15 protein-coding genes are annotated in these 18573 nt (G+C 43.0%); 4 read left to right on the forward strand and 11 right to left on the reverse strand.

Features of this window, described 5'->3' with window-relative positions:
* Window positions 1–5: 5 nt before the first annotated feature.
* The 5 genes from FED51_RS20140 to FED51_RS20160 form a co-directional block, all read right to left on the reverse strand.
* Window positions 6–1484, reverse strand: coding sequence for a protein adenylyltransferase SelO (locus tag FED51_RS20140; RefSeq protein WP_053430071.1), 1479 nt, complete (start codon window positions 1482–1484; stop codon window positions 6–8).
* Between the two features lie 144 nt (window positions 1485–1628).
* Window positions 1629–3176: an L-glutamate gamma-semialdehyde dehydrogenase gene (gene pruA, locus FED51_RS20145; protein ID WP_010900065.1), complete on the reverse strand. Its 1548-nt coding sequence runs from the start codon at window positions 3174–3176 to the stop codon at window positions 1629–1631.
* Between the two features lie 27 nt (window positions 3177–3203).
* Entirely contained in the window at window positions 3204–3455 is a 252-nt protein-coding gene (locus FED51_RS20150) for a biotin/lipoyl attachment domain-containing protein (RefSeq protein ID WP_053430072.1), read from the reverse strand.
* A 12-nt stretch (window positions 3456–3467) separates the two neighbouring features.
* A complete protein-coding gene (locus FED51_RS20155) occupies window positions 3468–4730 on the reverse strand; it encodes a Glu/Leu/Phe/Val family dehydrogenase (protein ID WP_010900067.1) in 1263 nt (420 codons plus the stop codon).
* Between the two features lie 13 nt (window positions 4731–4743).
* Window positions 4744–5946, reverse strand: coding sequence for an ornithine--oxo-acid transaminase (locus FED51_RS20160; RefSeq protein ID WP_053430073.1), 1203 nt, complete (start codon window positions 5944–5946; stop codon window positions 4744–4746).
* Window positions 5947–6217: 271 nt separating this feature from the next.
* On the opposite strand from FED51_RS20160, the gene FED51_RS20165 reads away from it, so the two are divergent.
* Window positions 6218–7657, forward strand: a complete 1440-nt coding sequence (locus FED51_RS20165) for a sigma-54 interaction domain-containing protein (RefSeq protein WP_053430074.1) — start codon at window positions 6218–6220, stop codon at window positions 7655–7657.
* Window positions 7658–7930: 273 nt separating this feature from the next.
* Here FED51_RS20165 and nhaC read toward each other — a convergent pair whose 3' ends face one another.
* From nhaC to rocF, 3 genes are all read right to left on the reverse strand, one after another.
* The gene (gene nhaC, locus FED51_RS20170) at window positions 7931–9352 is read right to left on the reverse strand and encodes a Na+/H+ antiporter NhaC (protein WP_053430075.1); all 1422 of its coding nucleotides are present in this window, start codon (window positions 9350–9352) and stop codon (window positions 7931–7933) included.
* Window positions 9353–9432: 80 nt separating this feature from the next.
* The gene (locus FED51_RS20175) at window positions 9433–10815 is read right to left on the reverse strand and encodes a YjiH family protein (protein ID WP_053430076.1); all 1383 of its coding nucleotides are present in this window, start codon (window positions 10813–10815) and stop codon (window positions 9433–9435) included.
* A gap of 33 nt (window positions 10816–10848) precedes the next feature.
* Window positions 10849–11754, reverse strand: coding sequence for an arginase (gene rocF, locus FED51_RS20180; RefSeq protein WP_010900073.1), 906 nt, complete (start codon window positions 11752–11754; stop codon window positions 10849–10851).
* Between the two features lie 370 nt (window positions 11755–12124).
* Here rocF and FED51_RS20185 point away from each other — a divergent pair, with 370 nt between their 5' ends.
* Window positions 12125–13177 carry a 2,3-butanediol dehydrogenase gene (locus tag FED51_RS20185; RefSeq protein WP_053430077.1) on the forward strand — a complete coding sequence of 351 codons (1053 nt, stop codon included), beginning with the start codon at window positions 12125–12127 and terminating at the stop codon, window positions 13175–13177.
* 42 nt (window positions 13178–13219) lie between these two features.
* On the opposite strand, the gene FED51_RS20190 is transcribed toward FED51_RS20185, so the two are convergent.
* Window positions 13220–14059 (reverse strand): hypothetical protein, encoded by an 840-nt coding sequence (locus tag FED51_RS20190; protein ID WP_041821973.1) that lies wholly within the window; start codon window positions 14057–14059, stop codon window positions 13220–13222.
* A gap of 99 nt (window positions 14060–14158) precedes the next feature.
* Between FED51_RS20190 and FED51_RS20195 the strand changes: the two genes are divergently transcribed.
* Together FED51_RS20195 and FED51_RS20200 are read left to right on the forward strand one after the other, a co-directional pair.
* Entirely contained in the window at window positions 14159–14713 is a 555-nt protein-coding gene (locus tag FED51_RS20195) for a PadR family transcriptional regulator (RefSeq protein ID WP_053430078.1), read from the forward strand.
* Between the two features lie 4 nt (window positions 14714–14717).
* Window positions 14718–15191 (forward strand): DUF4188 domain-containing protein, encoded by a 474-nt coding sequence (locus FED51_RS20200; RefSeq protein ID WP_053430079.1) that lies wholly within the window; start codon window positions 14718–14720, stop codon window positions 15189–15191.
* A gap of 521 nt (window positions 15192–15712) precedes the next feature.
* On the opposite strand, the gene FED51_RS20205 is transcribed toward FED51_RS20200, so the two are convergent.
* Together FED51_RS20205 and FED51_RS20210 are read right to left on the reverse strand one after the other, a co-directional pair.
* The gene (locus FED51_RS20205) at window positions 15713–16339 is read right to left on the reverse strand and encodes an ATP-binding cassette domain-containing protein (RefSeq protein ID WP_053430080.1); all 627 of its coding nucleotides are present in this window, start codon (window positions 16337–16339) and stop codon (window positions 15713–15715) included.
* 1 nt (window position 16340) lies between these two features.
* Window positions 16341–18527: a DUF1430 domain-containing protein gene (locus tag FED51_RS20210; protein ID WP_053430081.1), complete on the reverse strand. Its 2187-nt coding sequence runs from the start codon at window positions 18525–18527 to the stop codon at window positions 16341–16343.
* Window positions 18528–18573: the final 46 nt, after the last annotated feature.

Below are 18573 nucleotides of genomic sequence, written 5' to 3' on the forward strand. Positions count from 1 at the left end.
TGGTCTTACGTTCCGCAATAAGTGCGGTACGGAATGGCGCAAGGAGCAGGAAGTTTGGCGTACGCCTTTTGTTCAGGAGAATGGGCAAATGGATTGGCCAGCACTTTTAGGAGCCGTTCCATCACTTGATAGTCTTCTTGTTCAACCGCGGCCTCCAAAGCCTCTTCTACCCGATGGTTCCGAGGAATCACCGCTGGATTACTCATTTTCATCAAGTTATGAGAATCATCTTTCGTTTGTTCCTGTCTCCCTAATCGAGCCTGCCATCGCTCATGCCATTCCGTGAATTCGAGTTTGTCGTGCAAGCCCGTCTCTTCCTGTTCATCGAACGTGAGCGCGCGGAACGTATTCGTAAAGTCTGCCTTATGCTTGTGCATTACTTCGAGCAGATCTTTTATGAGGGACAGGTCCTCGGATTCTTCGTTGAACAAACCGAGCTTAGCTCTCATTCCATTCAGCCAATGGTGCTCAAACTGCTCCGCGTAATTGGAAATTTCCGCCTCGGCCAGCTTGATCGCTTCGTCCTGATCATCGGCCAACAGCGGCAAAAGAGCCTCTGCAAAACGGGCAAGGTTCCACGCCCCGATCCGCGGTTGATTGCCATACGCATAACGACCACGCGTATCAATCGAGCTGAAAACCGTTTCCGGATCGTACACATCCATGAAAGCACAAGGGCCATAGTCAATCGTTTCCCCGCTAATCGTCATGTTGTCTGTGTTCATCACACCATGAATAAAGCCGACGAGCTGCCATTTGGCGATCAGTTCAGCCTGACGCTTGATCACTTCCTGTAGCAAGGCGAGATAACGGTTTTCGCGATCGGCTTCAACTTCTGGGAAATGCCGCGCCAACGTGTAATCAGCCAGTGCTTTAAGCTCTTCCTCCGACCCTGCATTGGCAGCGAATTGGAACGTGCCGACCCGTATATGACTAGCGGCCACCCGGGTAAGAATCGCCCCCGGAAGCACCGTTTCCCGGAATACGGATTCACCGGTTGTCACAACTGCCAGGCTACGCGTTGTCGGAATTCCCAAGGCGTGCATCGCTTCACTTATGATGTACTCTCGCAGCATCGGTCCAAGAGCCGCTCGGCCATCTCCTTGCCTTGAATAAGGCGTACGCCCCGATCCTTTTAGCTGAATATCAAATCGCTCTCCATTTGGCGTAATCTGTTCCCCGAGAAGGATCGCTCGGCCGTCCCCTAACATCGTAAAATGGCCAAATTGATGGCCAGCGTATGCTTGCGCAAGAGGAGCAGCACCCTTCGGCACCTCGTTGCCAGCAAGCACGGCGATACTGTTTTGATGTTGCAGCGCAACTGGATCCAATCCGAGTGATTGAGCTAGACTATCGTTCAGAATGACCAGCTTCGGCGCCTCCACAGGCTCTGGTTCAACATTTGAAAACATCATGGATGGCAGATCGGTATAGCGAGTATCGAAACTCCAACCTACTTCCGGCGTTCCTTTATTTTCAGTCATCCGTATCTCCTTTCGTTTACATCTTTCCTCAGCGCTTTTTTAGCGTGTACGTCTATAGGGTCATTATACCACTGGACGAGCATTACTATTGATAAATTGAAAAAAGCCAAACTCCTCATTTTGAGGAACTTGGCTTATGACTCCTTAATACATTTCGGAGACGGTTTTTGCTTGCATATGAAGGGCCAAATAATCAGGTCCTCCAGCTTTTGAATCGGTGCCTGACATTTTAAAGCCGCCGAATGGGTGGTAGCCGACAATCGCGCCTGTGCAATTCCGGTTAAAGTATAGATTTCCTACATGGAAGTCTCGCTTCGCTTTTTCGATATGGTGACGGTTCGTTGTAATGACAGCTCCTGTCAGACCGTACTCGGTATTATTGGCGATTTCTAGCGCATGATCAAAATCCCTTGCCTTACTGAAGGCAACGACTGGACCGAAAATCTCTTCCTGCATGATTCGCGCATGGGGATCTACGTCAGCAAAGATCGTCGGTTGAATGAAGAAGCCTTTTGAATCATCTCCTTCACCTCCGACCATCAGTCGGCCTTCCTCTTTCCCCACTTCGATATAGCTCATAATTTTCGAAAAAGCTCCTTGATCGACGACAGGTCCCATATAGACGTCAGGTGCCGTCGGTTCGCCTACTGAGAGTTGTTTCGTGAGGGCCACGGCCTTCTCTAACACAACATCATAGACGTCTTGATGGATGACAGCTCTCGAACCTGCAGAACATTTTTGTCCAGAAAAGCCGAAGGCCGAGGTCACGATCGATTGAGCAGCTAAATCGAGATCGGCATCCTTATCGACAACAACGGTGTCTTTTCCTCCCATCTCTACAATGACGCGCTTCAAATGCTGTTGACCTGGATGAACAACCGCTGCCCTTTCATAAAGCCGAACTCCCACGTCACGCGAACCGGTAAATGTGATCAAGCTTGTTTTTGGATGATCGATCAAGTAGTCACCGATATCTGTTCCACTTCCCGGGACGAAGTTGACCACACCCTTTGGCAAACCTGCTTCTTCAAGAACTTCTACGAACTTTGCGGCGACAACAGGGGTCGTGCTAGCTGGTTTCAGTAAGACAGTGTTCCCTGTTACAATTGGCGCTACCGTCGTTCCAGCCATAATCGCCAAGGCGAAATTCCAAGGCGAGATTGTGACACATACCCCGATCGGTGTATAGAAGTAGCGATTATGCTCACCCTCGCGACTATTGACTGGCTTTCCATCCTTTAGCGTAATCATTTGCCGGGCGTAGTACTCTAAAAAGTCGATCGCTTCCGCTGTATCTGCATCGGCTTCTTTCCAAGGCTTACCCGCTTCTTTCACGAGCCATGCCGAAAACTCATGCTTTCTCCGGCGAATGATCGCGGCCGCTCTGATTAAGATGTTCGCTCGCTCTTCAGGATTGACGTTTTTCCACGTATGAAATGCCGTCTCTGCCGATTTAAATGCATCATCTACTATCTCGCGACTTGCTTTTGAGACGACGCCGATCACTTGCTCTTTCATGGCAGGATTCACGGAAACGATTTTATCATCGGTCGTCACACGTTCCCCATTGATCACTAACGGGTAGTCTTTCCCTAATTCCCCTTCAACGTTCTTTAAGGCAGCCTCAAACGCGCTGCGGTTTTCTTCTACACTAAAATCTGTAAACGGTTCATGCTTATAAGGTGTTAACATTCTCTTGCCTCCATTACTGATAATTGATCAATCACAAGGAGCAGGTTTCCGATCTTCTTCGACGATGGCGAGTGTCATATCTGAGATCACTTGATCTCCAGGTGCCACCTTGACGGTAGAAATGAAGCCTCTAACCCCTAGTTCGACCTTTTTCATCGCACCACCATTTGTCTCTATGAGAAATAGTGGCTCCCATTCGTGTACATAATCGCCTTCACGGACTAAGACTTTCTGAACGACACCGGTAGAATCACTTGCAATCGCACGATAACTTGTCATGACCTGCGCCTCCTAAATCCAGCCCCGGAATCTTGAAGCTTCTGCTGTTTTTCGTACGCCAACCATATAGGCCGCCAAACGAGGGTCAACGTTGTAACGCGTCGCTGTTTCCACTACTTGATGAAACGCCTCAACGATTTTACTTCTAAGTTTCTCGGACACTTCTTCTTCCGACCAATAATAACCTAAATTGTTCTGTACCCATTCAAAATACGAAACGGTGACACCACCAGAGCTTGCAAGCACGTCAGGCACAATTAAGACACCGCGCTCGGTTAAAATATTTGTTGCTTCAGTCGTTGTTGGGCCATTCGCCGCCTCTACAATGATCGAAGCTTTGATTTCGCGAGCATTTGCCTCTGTAATTTGGTTAGCAATCGCTGCTGGAACGAGAATGTCGCACTTTTTTTCTAATAGCTCTTCGTTTGTTATGGTGTTTTTAAATAACGTCGTCACGGTGCCAAATGAATCGCGGCGATCAAGCAAATACTCAATATCTAAGCCTGTTTCATCATAGAGCGCCCCATACGCATCGGAAATGCCAATGATTTTCGCCCCGCGATCGCTCAAGATTTTGGCTAAGTAGCCTCCTGCATTACCAAAGCCTTGGATAATAACGGTGGCCTCCCGTAAATCCAGCTGTTTCAGCTTGGCTGCCTCTTCAATGCAAATTGTGACCCCCATGGCTGTTGCTGTTTCCCGTCCGTGGGAGCCGCCGAGCACGATCGGCTTACCTGTAATGAACCCAGGTGAATCAAACTCTCGAATCCGGCTATACTCATCCACCATCCACGCCATAATTTGCGAGTTCGTAAATACGTCAGGTGCCGGAATGTCCTTAGATGGCCCGACGATTTGACTGATCGCTCTTACGTACCCTCTGCTTAACCGCTCGATTTCGGGAAATGACATCGTTCGCGGATCACATACGATCCCGCCTTTCCCACCACCGTACGGAATGTTAACGATTCCGCATTTTAACGTCATCCATAACGAGAGCGCCTTCACTTCATCGGCTGTCACTTCCGGATGGAAGCGAACGCCCCCTTTTGTCGGCCCAACCGCATCATTGTGTTGCGCGCGATAGCCAGTAAACACTTTGACGGTCCCGTCGTCCATCCGCACAGGGATTCGAACCGTTAGCATTCGCACCGGCTCCTTGAGCAACTCGAACATTCCCTCTTCATAGCCTAGCTTCCCTAACGCTTGTTGAATCACATCTTGCGTTGACGATAGAATGCTAGACTCTTTTCCTTTTTCTGCAATGGCCCCCATTTGTCTGTTCACCTCATGGTTTTAACACGTGATAAATTTTTTCAATCGCCCAATCTAGATCTTCTTTACTGATCACTAATGGTGGAGCGAAGCGAATGACAGTTTCATGTGTCTCTTTACATAAAAGTCCTTCTTCTTTCAACTGTTCACAATATTTACGCGCAGGCTCGTGTAACTCGACACCGATAAATAAACCTCTCCCACGGACGTCTTTAATGATCGGGTTATCAATCTCTTTTAATTTCGTTAACAAGTAATTTCCATACTCATAGGAACGCTCGACTAGCTTTTCCTCTTCAAGAACCTCTAGAGCAGCAATTGACACAGCACAAGCGAGCGGATTCCCACCAAACGTGGAACCGTGAGATCCAGGCTCAAAGACACCGAGAATGTCGCGATCGGCACATACGACGGAAATTGGGAATACCCCGCCACCGAGTGCTTTCCCTAAAATATACATGTCTGGCTTCACATCTTCCCAGTCACACGCGAACCATTTCCCAGAACGTCCAAGCCCTGATTGAATTTCGTCGGCAATAAACAAGACGTTTTCTCGCTTACATAATGCATACGCTTCCTTTAAGAAGCCTTCCTGAGGAATTCGAATGCCCGCTTCCCCTTGAATCGGCTCGACTAAAAACGCAGCCGTGTGACTAGTGATCGCCGCTTTTAGCGCTTCTAAATCGCCGTAAGGGATCACTTTAATCCCTGGAAGCATTGGGCCGAATCCTCGCTTGTACTCGTCATTTGAAGAAAGGGAGACGGCCGTCATCGTCCGCCCATGAAAATTGTCTTCACAAACGATGATTTCGGCTTGATTATCAGGCACACCCTTCACATCGTAAGCCCAACGACGCGCTGCTTTTACAGCTGTTTCGACAGCCTCCGCACCTGTGTTCATCGGCAAAAGCATGTTTTTCCCCGTTAGCTTAGATACCTTCTCATAAAAAGGTGCAAGTTGATCGTTATGAAATGCTCTCGAGGTTAATGTAATTTTATCGGCTTGATCTTTTAATGCTTGGATAATTTTCGGGTGGCAATGCCCTTGATTCACAGCAGAATACGCACTTAACATATCAAGGTATTTTCTCCCTTCAGGGTCTTTCACCCAAACTCCTTTTGCTTCTGAAATAACAATTGGAAGCGGGTGATAATTTTTTGCCCCGTACTTTTCCGTCTTCTCAATGACAGCAGATGTTGACGATTGCATTTTCATGTTCAATCTCCCCCTTAAATCAGATGACTTCTACTAATAATCAATGCAAATCCTGTGCCAACTTTATAAACCACGATGTTTCACGTGGAACGAAAAAGAAATGTTCTTTTGCTCATTATTTTGGCGATATGAGCGAAAAACTTTTTGGCAGTCTTCGAAAAATTATTTTTCTTTATTTCTTAATCATAACCTATAAAACGAAAAAATAATTTGCACCTTTTCCCTCCCTCGTTTAAAATGAGGGCAAAATCGTTTACTTGGAGGACAAACAATGGAACGAATCGGAAACCTCCCTCTGTCGCAGCAACGAATTATCTACGAAACGATCATGAATGAAATCGACGTTGGCATTCATGTGATTGATACGTTCGGACAGACGATCATTTATAATAAAAAGATGATGGAAATTGAATCGCTGACAAAAGAGGATGTAGAGAACAAAGATTTTTTAGACATCTTCATGTTTGAGGAAGGACAAGGTAGCACCTTATTAGAAGCACTCTACAAAAAGAAGCACTCTAAAGATGTAAAGCAAACGTATTTTAATAATAAAGGGAAAGAGATTACGACCATTAATAACACCTTCCCTCTCTATGAAAATGGCCAGGTGATCGGGGCGATCGAAATTTCGAAGGACGTTACGAAATTAGAGCGGCTCATTCGAAAAAACATGGAGAGTAAAGGCAATACCCGCTATACCTTTGACAGCATTATTGGAGAAAGCACGGCTATCCGTGAAGTAATTGAAAATACAAAGCGAGCGACACGGACTGCTTCTTCCGTCCTCATCGTCGGCGAAACAGGGACGGGAAAAGAATTATTTGCCCAAAGCATTCACAATGGAAGCGATCGTTCCAAAGGGCCATTCATTTCACAAAACTGTGCCGCCATGCCGGAAACGTTAATAGAAAGCTTGTTATTCGGGACGAAAAAAGGCGCCTATACTGGGGCAATTGAACGTCCCGGCTTATTTGAGGAAGCTGAGGGGGGCACATTGTTGCTTGATGAAATTAACTCTCTTACCCCACCCCTACAAGCAAAGCTGTTACGGGCGATTCAAGAAAAGCAAATTCGTCGTGTTGGGGACACGGTTGATCGCAAAGTGAACGTTCGGATTCTTTCCACGATTAACGAAGATCCAATTGAAGCAATCGCAAGCGGGCGTCTGCGAAAAGACTTGTATTACCGGCTAGGCGTGGTCACCCTCTTCATTCCTCCTTTGCGGGAACGGAAAGAGGACATTCTCCCTCTCGTTGACCATTTTATCGCAAAATACAATGAGCGGTTTCAAATGGAAGTGAAGGGGCTTAGCGATGAAGTCACACAATTACTCCTACAGTACGATTGGCCTGGAAACGTTCGCGAACTGGAGCACATCATTGAGGGCGCGATGAACCTGATGATCGGTGAGGACCTAATTGATGTGCGACATTTACCGTTCCACTTTCGCCAAAAATCACTTTCGGCTCCCCTCTCCTCGCAAATCACAAGCGTCTACGAAACAGGTACCTCTGACGCCATAGAGCACTCAGTTGAGGAACAACAGCCGTTACGAGACTTGAAAGATTATTTACTTGAAGCCGAAAAAATGTATATTAAAAAAGCGCTCGAACGAAACAAATACCATGTGACGAAGACCGCCGAAAAGCTAGGCTTAAGCCGGCAAAGCTTACAATATCGGATGAAGCGGTTAGGCATTAGCGCAAAGTAAAAGGGACTGTCTCAAAAGTATATCTTTTTAAGGCAGCTTCTTTTCTCATTCTTTATAAATGGCGACTTGGCGGACGCTTTCACCACAGGCACAAGTGCAACATCGACTCACGCACACTTTGTTTGCATTCGTCGTGTTTTCTTTGCCGCGGTCAACCTGCGTATCACCCGAAAATGATGACGAAAACCCTATTGTACGGGTGGTTTTCTCGTCGTACGATCGCCAAGGCTTTTGACCAAACACCTTCCAAGCTTGAGACGAACTCAAGCTTTTTTACATGGCCTTTGCTTTTTCCTTCCATTGTTCCACCTCTTGATCGGTTAGTTTCACGATGGAAAATCCAGTCCAAGCAAACAAAAGTGAAATAAACGGAACAATTAAATTAAATATCGCATAAGGACCGTATTCAAACGGGTGAACAGATAGGGTAGCAAAGATAAATATGGCGCACGTATTCCAAGGAACAAAAACCGATGTGAGCGTCCCCCCATCCTCTACCGCACGCGATAAATTTTTCGGATGAAGTCTCTTTTCTCTAAAACTTTCCACATACATTCTTCCCGGAATAACAATGGAAATATATTGCTCGGCTGCTGTAATGTTCGTGAAAAACGCAGAACTGATAGCCGTCGTCAGCAATCCTTTTGCCGTCTTTGCGAGCATGAGAATTTTTGCTACGATCACCTTTAACATTCCTGTATTCTCTAGAACGCCCCCAAAGGTCATGGCCACTATCGTGAGGGAGACGGTATACATCATCGCCTCAATTCCACCACGATTAAAAAGCGTATCAATCATCTCATTCCCTGTTAGAATCACAAACCCGTCACTTAACGTATTTACCGCATCTCCAACCGTTCCACCTTGAACGAAGATTTGCGATAAAAACCCGAGCAGGACGCCCGCTGTTAAGGCTGGCAAAGCAGGAACCTTTTTAATGACGAGAAAAATGACACATGCAGGGATCAATAGCAACCATGGGGAAATGACAAAGCTTTCTTGCAACAGATTCATCACCTCTAAAATGCCTTGTTGCTCGACTGAATCTGCGCGAAAGCTTCTCCCTAGCACGGCATAGAAGACGAGCGCAATGACAAACCCAGGAATCGTCGTATAAAGCATATGTTTAATATGCTCAAATAAATCAACACCTGTAATCCCAGCAGCAAGGTTGGTCGAGTCAGACAGGGGCGACATTTTATCGCCGAAGTAAGCGCCTGAGATGATGGCACCTGCGACCATCGGAGCAGGGATTCCCATACTGATACCAATCCCCATTCCCGCCACACCAATCGTTCCCATCGTCGACCATGAACTTCCGATAGCAAGGGAGACAATCGCTGTAATGACCGTAATTGATACTAAGAACAATGGTGGTGAGATCAGCTTAAGACCGTAATAGACCATTGTCGCAATGATCCCACCCCCGATCCACGCGCCAATAATGACACCGACCATGATAATGATCACGATCGCCGGGAGCGCTAGACGGATCCCTTTGTAAAGTCCAGCCTCAATTTCCTTCCACGTAAAGCCCGCGCGCCAAGCAATAAAAGCTGCGACAACCGTCCCGACAATGAGCGGAATATGGGGGCTGCCTTCAAATACAATAATCGTAAAACCCATGGAGACAAACATGACGAGCAATGGAATGACAGATAGTCCGAATGAAATGTGTTTTTGATCAGTCTTCATTTGCTTTCCCCTTTTACATGTTTTCGATCATGATCGACCCCGAACGGAAAAGAGCTTGAGTCCTCCTCAAGCTCAGAACGTTAAAAAATCAGGTGGGCCATTCCTACAATAATTGGTAACGTGATGATTGTTCGCAATAAGAAAATCAGGACAAGATCAATAAATTTAACGGGTAATTTTGAGGCGATAATCAGTCCGCCGACCTCAGACATATAAATCAATTGCGTAACTGACACGCAGGCAATGACAAATCTCGTCAAATCACTTTCAATGCCGCTCCCAATAATAGCTGGCAGGAACATGTCAGCAAAGCCGACGACCATTGTTTGCGCAGCTGCATGGGCTTCAGGCACTTGAAGCAGCTGTAGAATCGGTACAAACGGAGCACCCACGATTTTAAACAGGGACGTATACTCTGCGAAAATGACGGCCACCGTTCCGATCGCCATAATGACAGGGATGACGGCAAACCACATATCAAATACATTTTTCATTCCGCCTTGAAGCAAGTTCTTCACACTACGATTTTGCCTAGCTCTCTCTAACGCTTTTGTCATTCCATAGGCAAACATCCCCCGCCCCTTTGAAGCGCTTTCATCAAATCGATCAGGATTTTCTACCAAATACGTATCCCGCTTTCGTGACAAAGGCGGTATTCTCGGGAGAATGATCGCCGCTGCAAGGCCTGCAAGCACAATCGTCAAATAGTACGGAAGAAAGAGATGCTCTAAGTCCATATACGCTAAGACGACAATGCTGAACGTAATCGAGACAACAGAAAATGTCGTACTAATAACAGCTGCTTCTCGTTGTGTGTAAAAGCCTTCTTCGTATTGTTTGTTCGTCAGCAAGACACCAATCGTCCCGTCCCCCATCCACGAAGCCAAACAATCAATCGAAGAACGCCCTGGCAGCGTAAAGACCGGACGCATAAATTTATTTAATAACACGCCGAACAGCTCGAGTAATCCGAAGTTTAATAGGAACGGAAGAAAGAGTCCAGCAAATAAAAAGATTGTGAACAACAGCGGCAAAAGATCGTACAACAACAATGCACCCGTTCCTTCAGACCATACCGCTTCCGGCCCGAGTTGGAGCAACGTCATGAACGCAAAAATGAAACCGAGCACCCGGACAACTAACCACATCGGATGGATGACGAATAAACTTTTCAAAAGTCCGTTTTTCATAAACAAATTTGGCTTGAATAGTGTGGCCACACAGGACAACACGACGACGATGGCAAGCATGATCGTAAGGATAGCCGGCAAATGATCGTCCAGTGCTCCTTGCAGCTGTTTCGCTAAAAACGCGACAGGAATCGTAATTGCGTTGTCTTTTTGGATTGGTACCATAAATAGACCTACACCAATGATCGACGGAATGAGAAACCATAAATAGTCCTTCAAACCTTTGCCTCGATTTTCTACAGTTTCTTTCCGTTGTACTTCTTCAACCCCCATAAAATCTCCCCCTTTTTTCCCGCTAATCGAACGTTAGAGTAGCTTCTTTCCTAAAAGCGAGGTCACTAACGCAACCGCCACGTTTGCCGTTTGGTTTTTGTTATCGAGAATTGGATTAATCTCCACGAATTCAGCTGACGTAATCAATTCCGATTCCGCGAGCATTTCCAGGGCTAAATGACTCTCCCGATACGAAATCCCCCCTAATACCGGTGTGCCTACCCCTGGTGCATCGACTGGATCAATCCCATCCAAATCAAAGCTTAAATGGACGCCATCGGTGCGGGCAGAAAGATAGTCAATCGTCTCTTCAATCACTCTCGTCATGCCCATTCGATCAACTTCGTGCATCGTATAAACTTTAATGCCTTGTTCCCTAATGAGTTGCCGTTCTCCCTCATCGATCGAGCGAGCCCCGATAATGACAATATGTTCAGGTTTCACTTTCGGAGTAATGCCCCCTATGTTCATTAACCGCTCATGCCCGATGCCAAGATTAACCGCCAACGGCATCCCATGAATATTTCCAGATGGTGATGTCTCTTCTGTATTTAAATCCGGATGGGCATCATACCAAATGACCCCAAGGTTATTGTAGCTTTTTCTGATACCTGCAATCGAACCGATGCTAATGCTATGGTCGCCGCCTAAAATGAGAGGGAAGCTATGCTCTGCTTCGATTGCCGCAACCCCTTTGCACAACTCCTCACTCACCTTTACAACTTCATCCAGATTTCTGAGCGGCCCCTCCTGAGTCTCACTCGTTGCTGGGCGATTGATCGGAATATCCCCATAATCTTTTACTTCAAACCCAAGGGCCTCAATCTCTTCAATTAACCCGGCATATCGCATCGCGCTCGGTCCCATATCAACCCCTCGACGCTTCTGTCCTAAATCCATTGGCACTCCAATAATCGAAACTTTTTGAAATTTGTTCATCCTATGACTCCTCTCTAGATCGCAAACATGTATGTCTATCTCCTTCATTTGCAAAAACTGTGCCAATTAATAATAGACAAAACAGATAGAAAAATAGATTAAACCCACGATACAATCTTTTCGTTTAGCCAAATTTTCTGTCACTTCCAACGAAAAAATTTATTGCGTTGTTATGAAAGAAGTCCTTTATTAATAAAATATTCGAGAAAGAAGGGCCCTTATGATGGTACGCGCTCTAGTAAACGGTAAATCAACTTATATGCCTTACCATCTGCTCTAGTCTACATTGACAACATTATCCATCTATGACACTATGATAATGAAAGCGCTTCAATTAATGCAATAAATTTCTTTAAAGGGGGTCCTTTATTTGCAGGCTTTAAGATGGCATGGAGTAAAAGACGTAAGAGTTGACGACATCGCAGAACCTGCAACGCTTAAAGGGAAAGTAAAGATTAAAGTGAAATGGTGTGGCATTTGTGGAAGTGATCTTCATGAGTATGCGGCCGGTCCAATCTTTATTCCACAAAATAGCCCTCATTCTCTAACGGAAGAAAAAGCTCCGATTGTGATGGGCCATGAGTTTTCTGGACAAGTGGTGGAAGTAGGCGATGGTGTGACCAAATGTGAAGAGGGCGACCGTGTAGTGGTCGAGCCGATTTTTGCTTGTGGTACTTGTACCGCCTGCAAGCAAGGAAAGTATAATCTTTGCGAGCAATTAGGGTTCCTCGGTTTAGCTGGAGGTGGAGGTGGTTTCTCGGAATATGTGACAGTAGACGAGCACATGGTTCACAAAATTCCGGACACTGTATCCTTCGAGCAAGGGGCCTTAGTCGAGCCCGCCGCCGTTGCCTTATATGCGGTCCGCCAGAGCCAGTTTAATGTCGGTGACCAAGCGGTTGTATTCGGTACAGGCCCAATCGGATTATTGGTTATTGAAGCGCTTAAAGCTTCGGGGGCCTCAAAGATTTACGCAGTAGAACTCTCAACCGAACGGAGACAGAGAGCAGAACAATTAGGTGCCATTGCCCTGAACCCAGCGGAAGTAAATGTAGTGGAAGAAATTCAGCGTCTAACCGATGGCGGTGCTGATGTGTCCTTTGAAGTAACCGGTGTCCCTATTGTCTTAACACAGGCGATCGAGTCCACCAAGCTAAACGGGCAAACGATGATTGTGAGCATCTTTGAAAAAGAAGCCTCTTTTCAACCAAACCTAGTTGTCATGCGAGAACGAAACATTGCAGGGATTATTGGCTACCGCGACATTTTCCCAGCGGTCATCAGCTTGATGAATCAAGGCTACTTTTCCGCTGAGACGTTAGTCACCAAGCGGATCGGCCTACATGACATTGTAGAGCAAGGCTTCGAGGCTTTAATGAAAGAAAAAAGTCAGGTGAAAATATTGGTTTCCCCTGATCGCTAATCCAAAACATGATGAAAGAGCCTGACACCCTAGCAGGCTCTTTCATCGTTTAAACCACCGCTCTACCTCTTCTCGAAAACGCCCCTCTTTCCAAGCAGTAATCGCATTCCGCTCACCTTTTGTTTTGGTGAAATGCTGAAATAACAAATCCCCGACCAAATAGCCTAGCCGATTATAACCAAACCGCTTTCCGCCATTAATCGAAAACCATTCCTGAAACATGGATTGGCTCGTTTCCTGAACATAATCATGAGCAAATGCGCTTTTGACCGCATGGGTATTTTCCTTAAAAAAACGTAACCACTCCTCCCCTTCAGCATCAAAGGAAAAGTACATTGCAGGTGGAAGTTGAGGCGCTATTTGCCGTGAAAAGTGTATCGCAGCTCCTTCTTGATATAGCCAAATTAGCGGGCTATCCCACTGCACTTTTCCCCAGTCCATACCGGCTTCAGACGAAAGGATGTTATGCGCAACATGACCAAAATCATGGGCGACGATCGCCTGCAAATGCTCAACCTTCGGAGACAGCCTTTCTAAAGCAAACGTAACGTCAGGGATAATTTGCCGATGTGTATACGCATTCGAGCCATAGCCACCAACGATCAGATTTACTTCAGTCGGAAACGTCACCTGATAGAGTCGACCGTATTCCTCCACTACCTCCTCAATTATCGGGATGATCGCTCTGCGCACCTGCTGAATAGCTAACAACGACTCGGGATATTTTGCAAGTGATTGGTCATGCCTCTCCTCCGTATCTTTGCAGTGGTAGGCAAAATATTCGTTAAAAATTTTAGGATATTGACTGTAATAGTGTTTTAAAAAAGCTAGCGAAGACTCGTAGTATTTAAGGAAGAAGGGAACCGTATCGATAATCTTCAAAAGAACACCTCCGCTCATTTTTTTAATGATTGCTTTAATGAAACTCATACCGTATAATATATCTAAATGATATATATCTAAAAGATATGGTGAGGACAGTTGAAAAAATATAATCATACCACCTACGCGATTCTTGGCATTTTGACGACCGATTGTAAGTCAGGCTATGCCATTAAACAACTGATTGATCAAAGCTTAAATCACTTCTGGAAAATAAGTTATGGGCAAATCTATCCGACTTTAAAAAAAATCGTTGAAGATGGATTAGCGGAAGTGCGAACGTCGGCAACCGAAGGAAAACCAGATCGAAATGAGTATTTCCTCACACCTAAAGGAATCGAAACATTGAAACGCTGGCTCGAACAACCTGTAGAGCAACTTCCTGTAGAGCGAAATGAAGTTTTACTTAAATTGTTTTTTGGCCGTTATCAATCAAAGCAAAGTACAACAAGAGTGTTAGAGGATTACAAACAAAAGCTAGAAGAACGTTACCAAACATATGTAAACGTCGAACAAGCGATTAAAAGCCATGACGCAAATCAAGAAGACGCCTGGTATTGGCTCTGCACATTAGACTACGGGAAACGTGCCACACTGGCAGCCATCGATTGGTGCACAGCTTCTCTTGAAACGTTCAAGCGAAAGGAGAACTAAGGTTATGAGCAAATCGATTTTCACCGGCCGATATACAACGGAAAATGACAACGATGTTGTCGTTTTCATCATTGGGATGAGGGTAAACAAACGGTGGGCACTGCGTAAATGGCTGCCTGTGTTCATGGCCATGCCCGGAATGCTCAAAGAGCTCCATGAAAATAAGGAAGAATTAGGATTTTTATCAATGGAAAGCTACTTTGGTTTGCGGACGGTAGCCTTGATACAATACTGGCGATCAACGGATGACTTGACAGCCTATGCAAGAAACGAGAAACATTTAACCGCATGGAAAAACTTTAATCAAAAGGTTGGAGACAATGACGCTGTCGGCATCTATCATGAAACGTACCGGCTAAAAGCGGGGCAGTATGAATCGGTTTATGGCAACATGCCCTTATATGGTTTAGGAAAAGCGTTGCCTCATATTCCTATTACGGCCGACATTAATTCGGCGCAAAAGCGACTAAGAGGGTAGATTCGAAGCTTACGAAGTTTTTTCTACGCCTTTCGCTCTGCCAAATATAAAATAATGACTATAGGATGTAACTACATGGTTGGAATAACAAGGCTAATTAATGGTAAACAAACTATAAAAATCATAATAGATTTAACTCAAGAATTTTTCATGCACATTTTCAAGACGAGTACCCTTGTTTTAACAACGATTAGACAGTTTTAATGGCCTAGTACGGGTGTTTTTGCCCATCCCCCAGAAAAGGTGAATTAAGGAATTTTTCAAAAAAAAACAAATATCCGTTAAATAATGAATAAGCTCTTCTTTATTGGGGTATTACCAACAAAAAGCGCCTTATTTACAATCTATGCTAAGAAATAATCGTCTAATTGTCATCAATTTATACCATTTTTATAAGCCATTAATAACAAGGAAATGGATATTTATATTAGAAGAAAGTCACTTACTTACCAAACAATCTAGTCATAAAATGACGGGATGATGCGAGATCTGTTTAAATAGTTTAATAGCAAGGTAAAATGCTATAAATTTACAACTCTTTGGCAACGTTCCATCACAAAAGGATCATGAGACACGATTACGATTGTTTTTCCATCGTGATTTAACTGAGATAAAATATCCAAAACTGTATTTCTATTGGTTTGATCCAAAGATCCAGTTGGCTCATCTGCAAGGATAAAATCACAATCCTTAATTATTAATCTTGCTAAGGCAAGTCGCTGCTGCTCCCCACCGGATAAATGATAGACCTTTTTATTTAACGGAACATCTAATTGTAATTTCTCCAACAATTGTGTTTTGTTATTATTATCCCACCGTTTTTTACCCACACATGCGAGGTCAAGGTTGTAATTAACTGATTTATCATCAATTAATGCGAAGTTCTGAAATAAGAAACCTATTTTATGCCGTAGCAATTTTTGAGCGGTGTGCGTATTGGGTTTAACATTTTGTTTTTCAAATACATTTATCGTCCCAGAATCAGGGTATTCTAACAGACCCATCATATTCAATAATGTTGATTTTCCCGTTCCACTATTACCGGCTATACAAAGGAAATCACCTTGGTTTATACGAATATAAAAATTTTCAAAAATTATTTTATCTCCAAACTTTTTATGGATATTTTGCAATTCGCAAATCACCACATTAAACACCCTCTTTCAGTACCTGTACTGTGTTTTTTCTTTCAAAGTAGATAATTAGTAAAATCACTAACCCCAGTTCAATTAATACTTTTACAATAAATATAATGAAAAAACTAGAATCAATTAAAAACATTCCACCTATAAATTCAAGTAGATTGGTAAGTAGTAGAAGTAATAATACCTTTTTATACTTCCCAACAAATGTATGGCCAAATGTCTTTTTTAAAAAGAACTCAAACTTATTCCGCTCAAATTGTAAATAGATGTTTTGAAACAAAAGCATTATTAGTATTAAAAACATGAATAATAAAATGTAACCTATTGTCTTGGCTTCCGAGTTTAAGTCATTAATTTCACTTAGGATTACCTCATTTGATTGAACAAGATACGGAAAGTTATCGTCCAATTTATATTCCTGTAGCTTTGGAAGCAATTGCTTATAGGTTAGTTCAGAATCATTGTTTATTAATTTGATAAAAAGTGTTTGATTACTGCTAGAGGTATAATGGATATCTGGTACTAAAGCATTTCCCTCTGTCATAACTTGGATAATTGGATCAACAATATTATTATTATTATTTGGCATGACATCGGGATTCATTGAAAATATTTTTTGACCAGATTTCATGTATATAAAATCAATCTTTTTACTTTTGGCTTTATCTGTTTGATTATAAAAATCCCGATGTAATTTATATCTATCCTCTCTAACCGAGGTAAAATAATCAAGGTTAAAATCTTCTTTTTTCTTGTATTGCTCTGGGACAAGAAAAACGGCATGCTCATTTTCTTCATTAATATCAATCTTATTTCCTTCTGTATCAAAAATCGGATACTTGTCTAAATAATTGGGATTCACCGTGATATATCTGATGATATTATTACCTGCGTTTATTTCTAAACTATCTTCCGTATATATATCGGAATCAATATATATAGCCTGAAACTTCTGATTAAGATAGGAATACAATTTATATGTCGGAATATCAAGTGGATATTTACCTTCCCTGATGACACTGGAATCATTTCCAGTCTTTACTGGATAAAATACTCCATAGTTATGAAACTCAGACCAATTATTAAGACTGTTTTGTTTTTGATTAATTTGTGTTAAGTTCTGAAGTAAGTTGACAGCAATTATTAAAATAATAATTGAAACTACTACCTTAAATATACCGTTTAAAATTGCAACTATACCAATTGGTTTTTTCCCTTTAATAGAACTAGCTATTCGAATGTTCTTGGCATAAAGAAAACATAAACTGGTCAATACAACAATCAGTATTACATATATAATAAAATTTGTTATGTAGACCTTATTGACAAACCCATAGCTATTATCTTCAATAAAAAACATCCATGGAATAATTATAAGACTGCTAACTAAAAATACCTTCGTAAAAAATTGAACAAAAATCCTCGAGCAAATGGATTTAATCGTATAACCATTAAGTTTCATTACCGATATTTCTTTTGTTCGGGCTATCAAATAAAATAAAAAGGTAAAGATCATGATTGTTACAAAAAAGATGCCTATTATCTCTGTATCAATAACATTGTTCAATTCCATCTTTGTTGATCTAGTTATATTTGTATACATTTCCGGACTGAAATTTTCACCTGTTGCATCATTCACATAACTTACGTAATCATTAATGAATTCATCATATTGTTCTTTTGATGTGGTCTCTACTCTGTAAAGACCCGAGTATTTATAATTGGCTATTACATTATCCAATACATGTATTGAGTAGGTGTTTTTTCCTCCAAAGTTGCTTATAACCCCTACTTGGTCTTTCGATGCGGTTTCATCAGTAGAAATAAACCTATCAAGGTTCATCATATCTTCTATTGTTAAACCACGACCCTTTACAACATTCATTTTTTCAAATAAGTGTGTATTTGTTGACAAAAATAAATAAGCCTCGGTGTATGTTTTTTCTTTTTTATCGTCGTAATAAGACACGGTGCGAATAATATTTACTTTATTCTTTTTTGCGGCTTTTTTTAATAATGTTAGTCGCTTCGGATCCGCATTCAAAGTATCTTCTGGTATCTCAAAGTTATAAGTGTAGTCCCCCGATGGATCAACTAATTTTTGATAACTTTCTGCCTGATAAGAATAATAATTTGATAGAGCTAGTATTAAAAACATGATAAAACTAAATATTACTAAGAGACGTTTCAAACTATATCCTCCTCTCAAATAAGCCCATATGGTAAAAGAGAAGTCA

This window comes from Halalkalibacterium halodurans, assembly GCF_005671335.1.
Lineage (GTDB): Bacteria > Bacillota > Bacilli > Bacillales > Bacillaceae_D > Halalkalibacterium > Halalkalibacterium halodurans.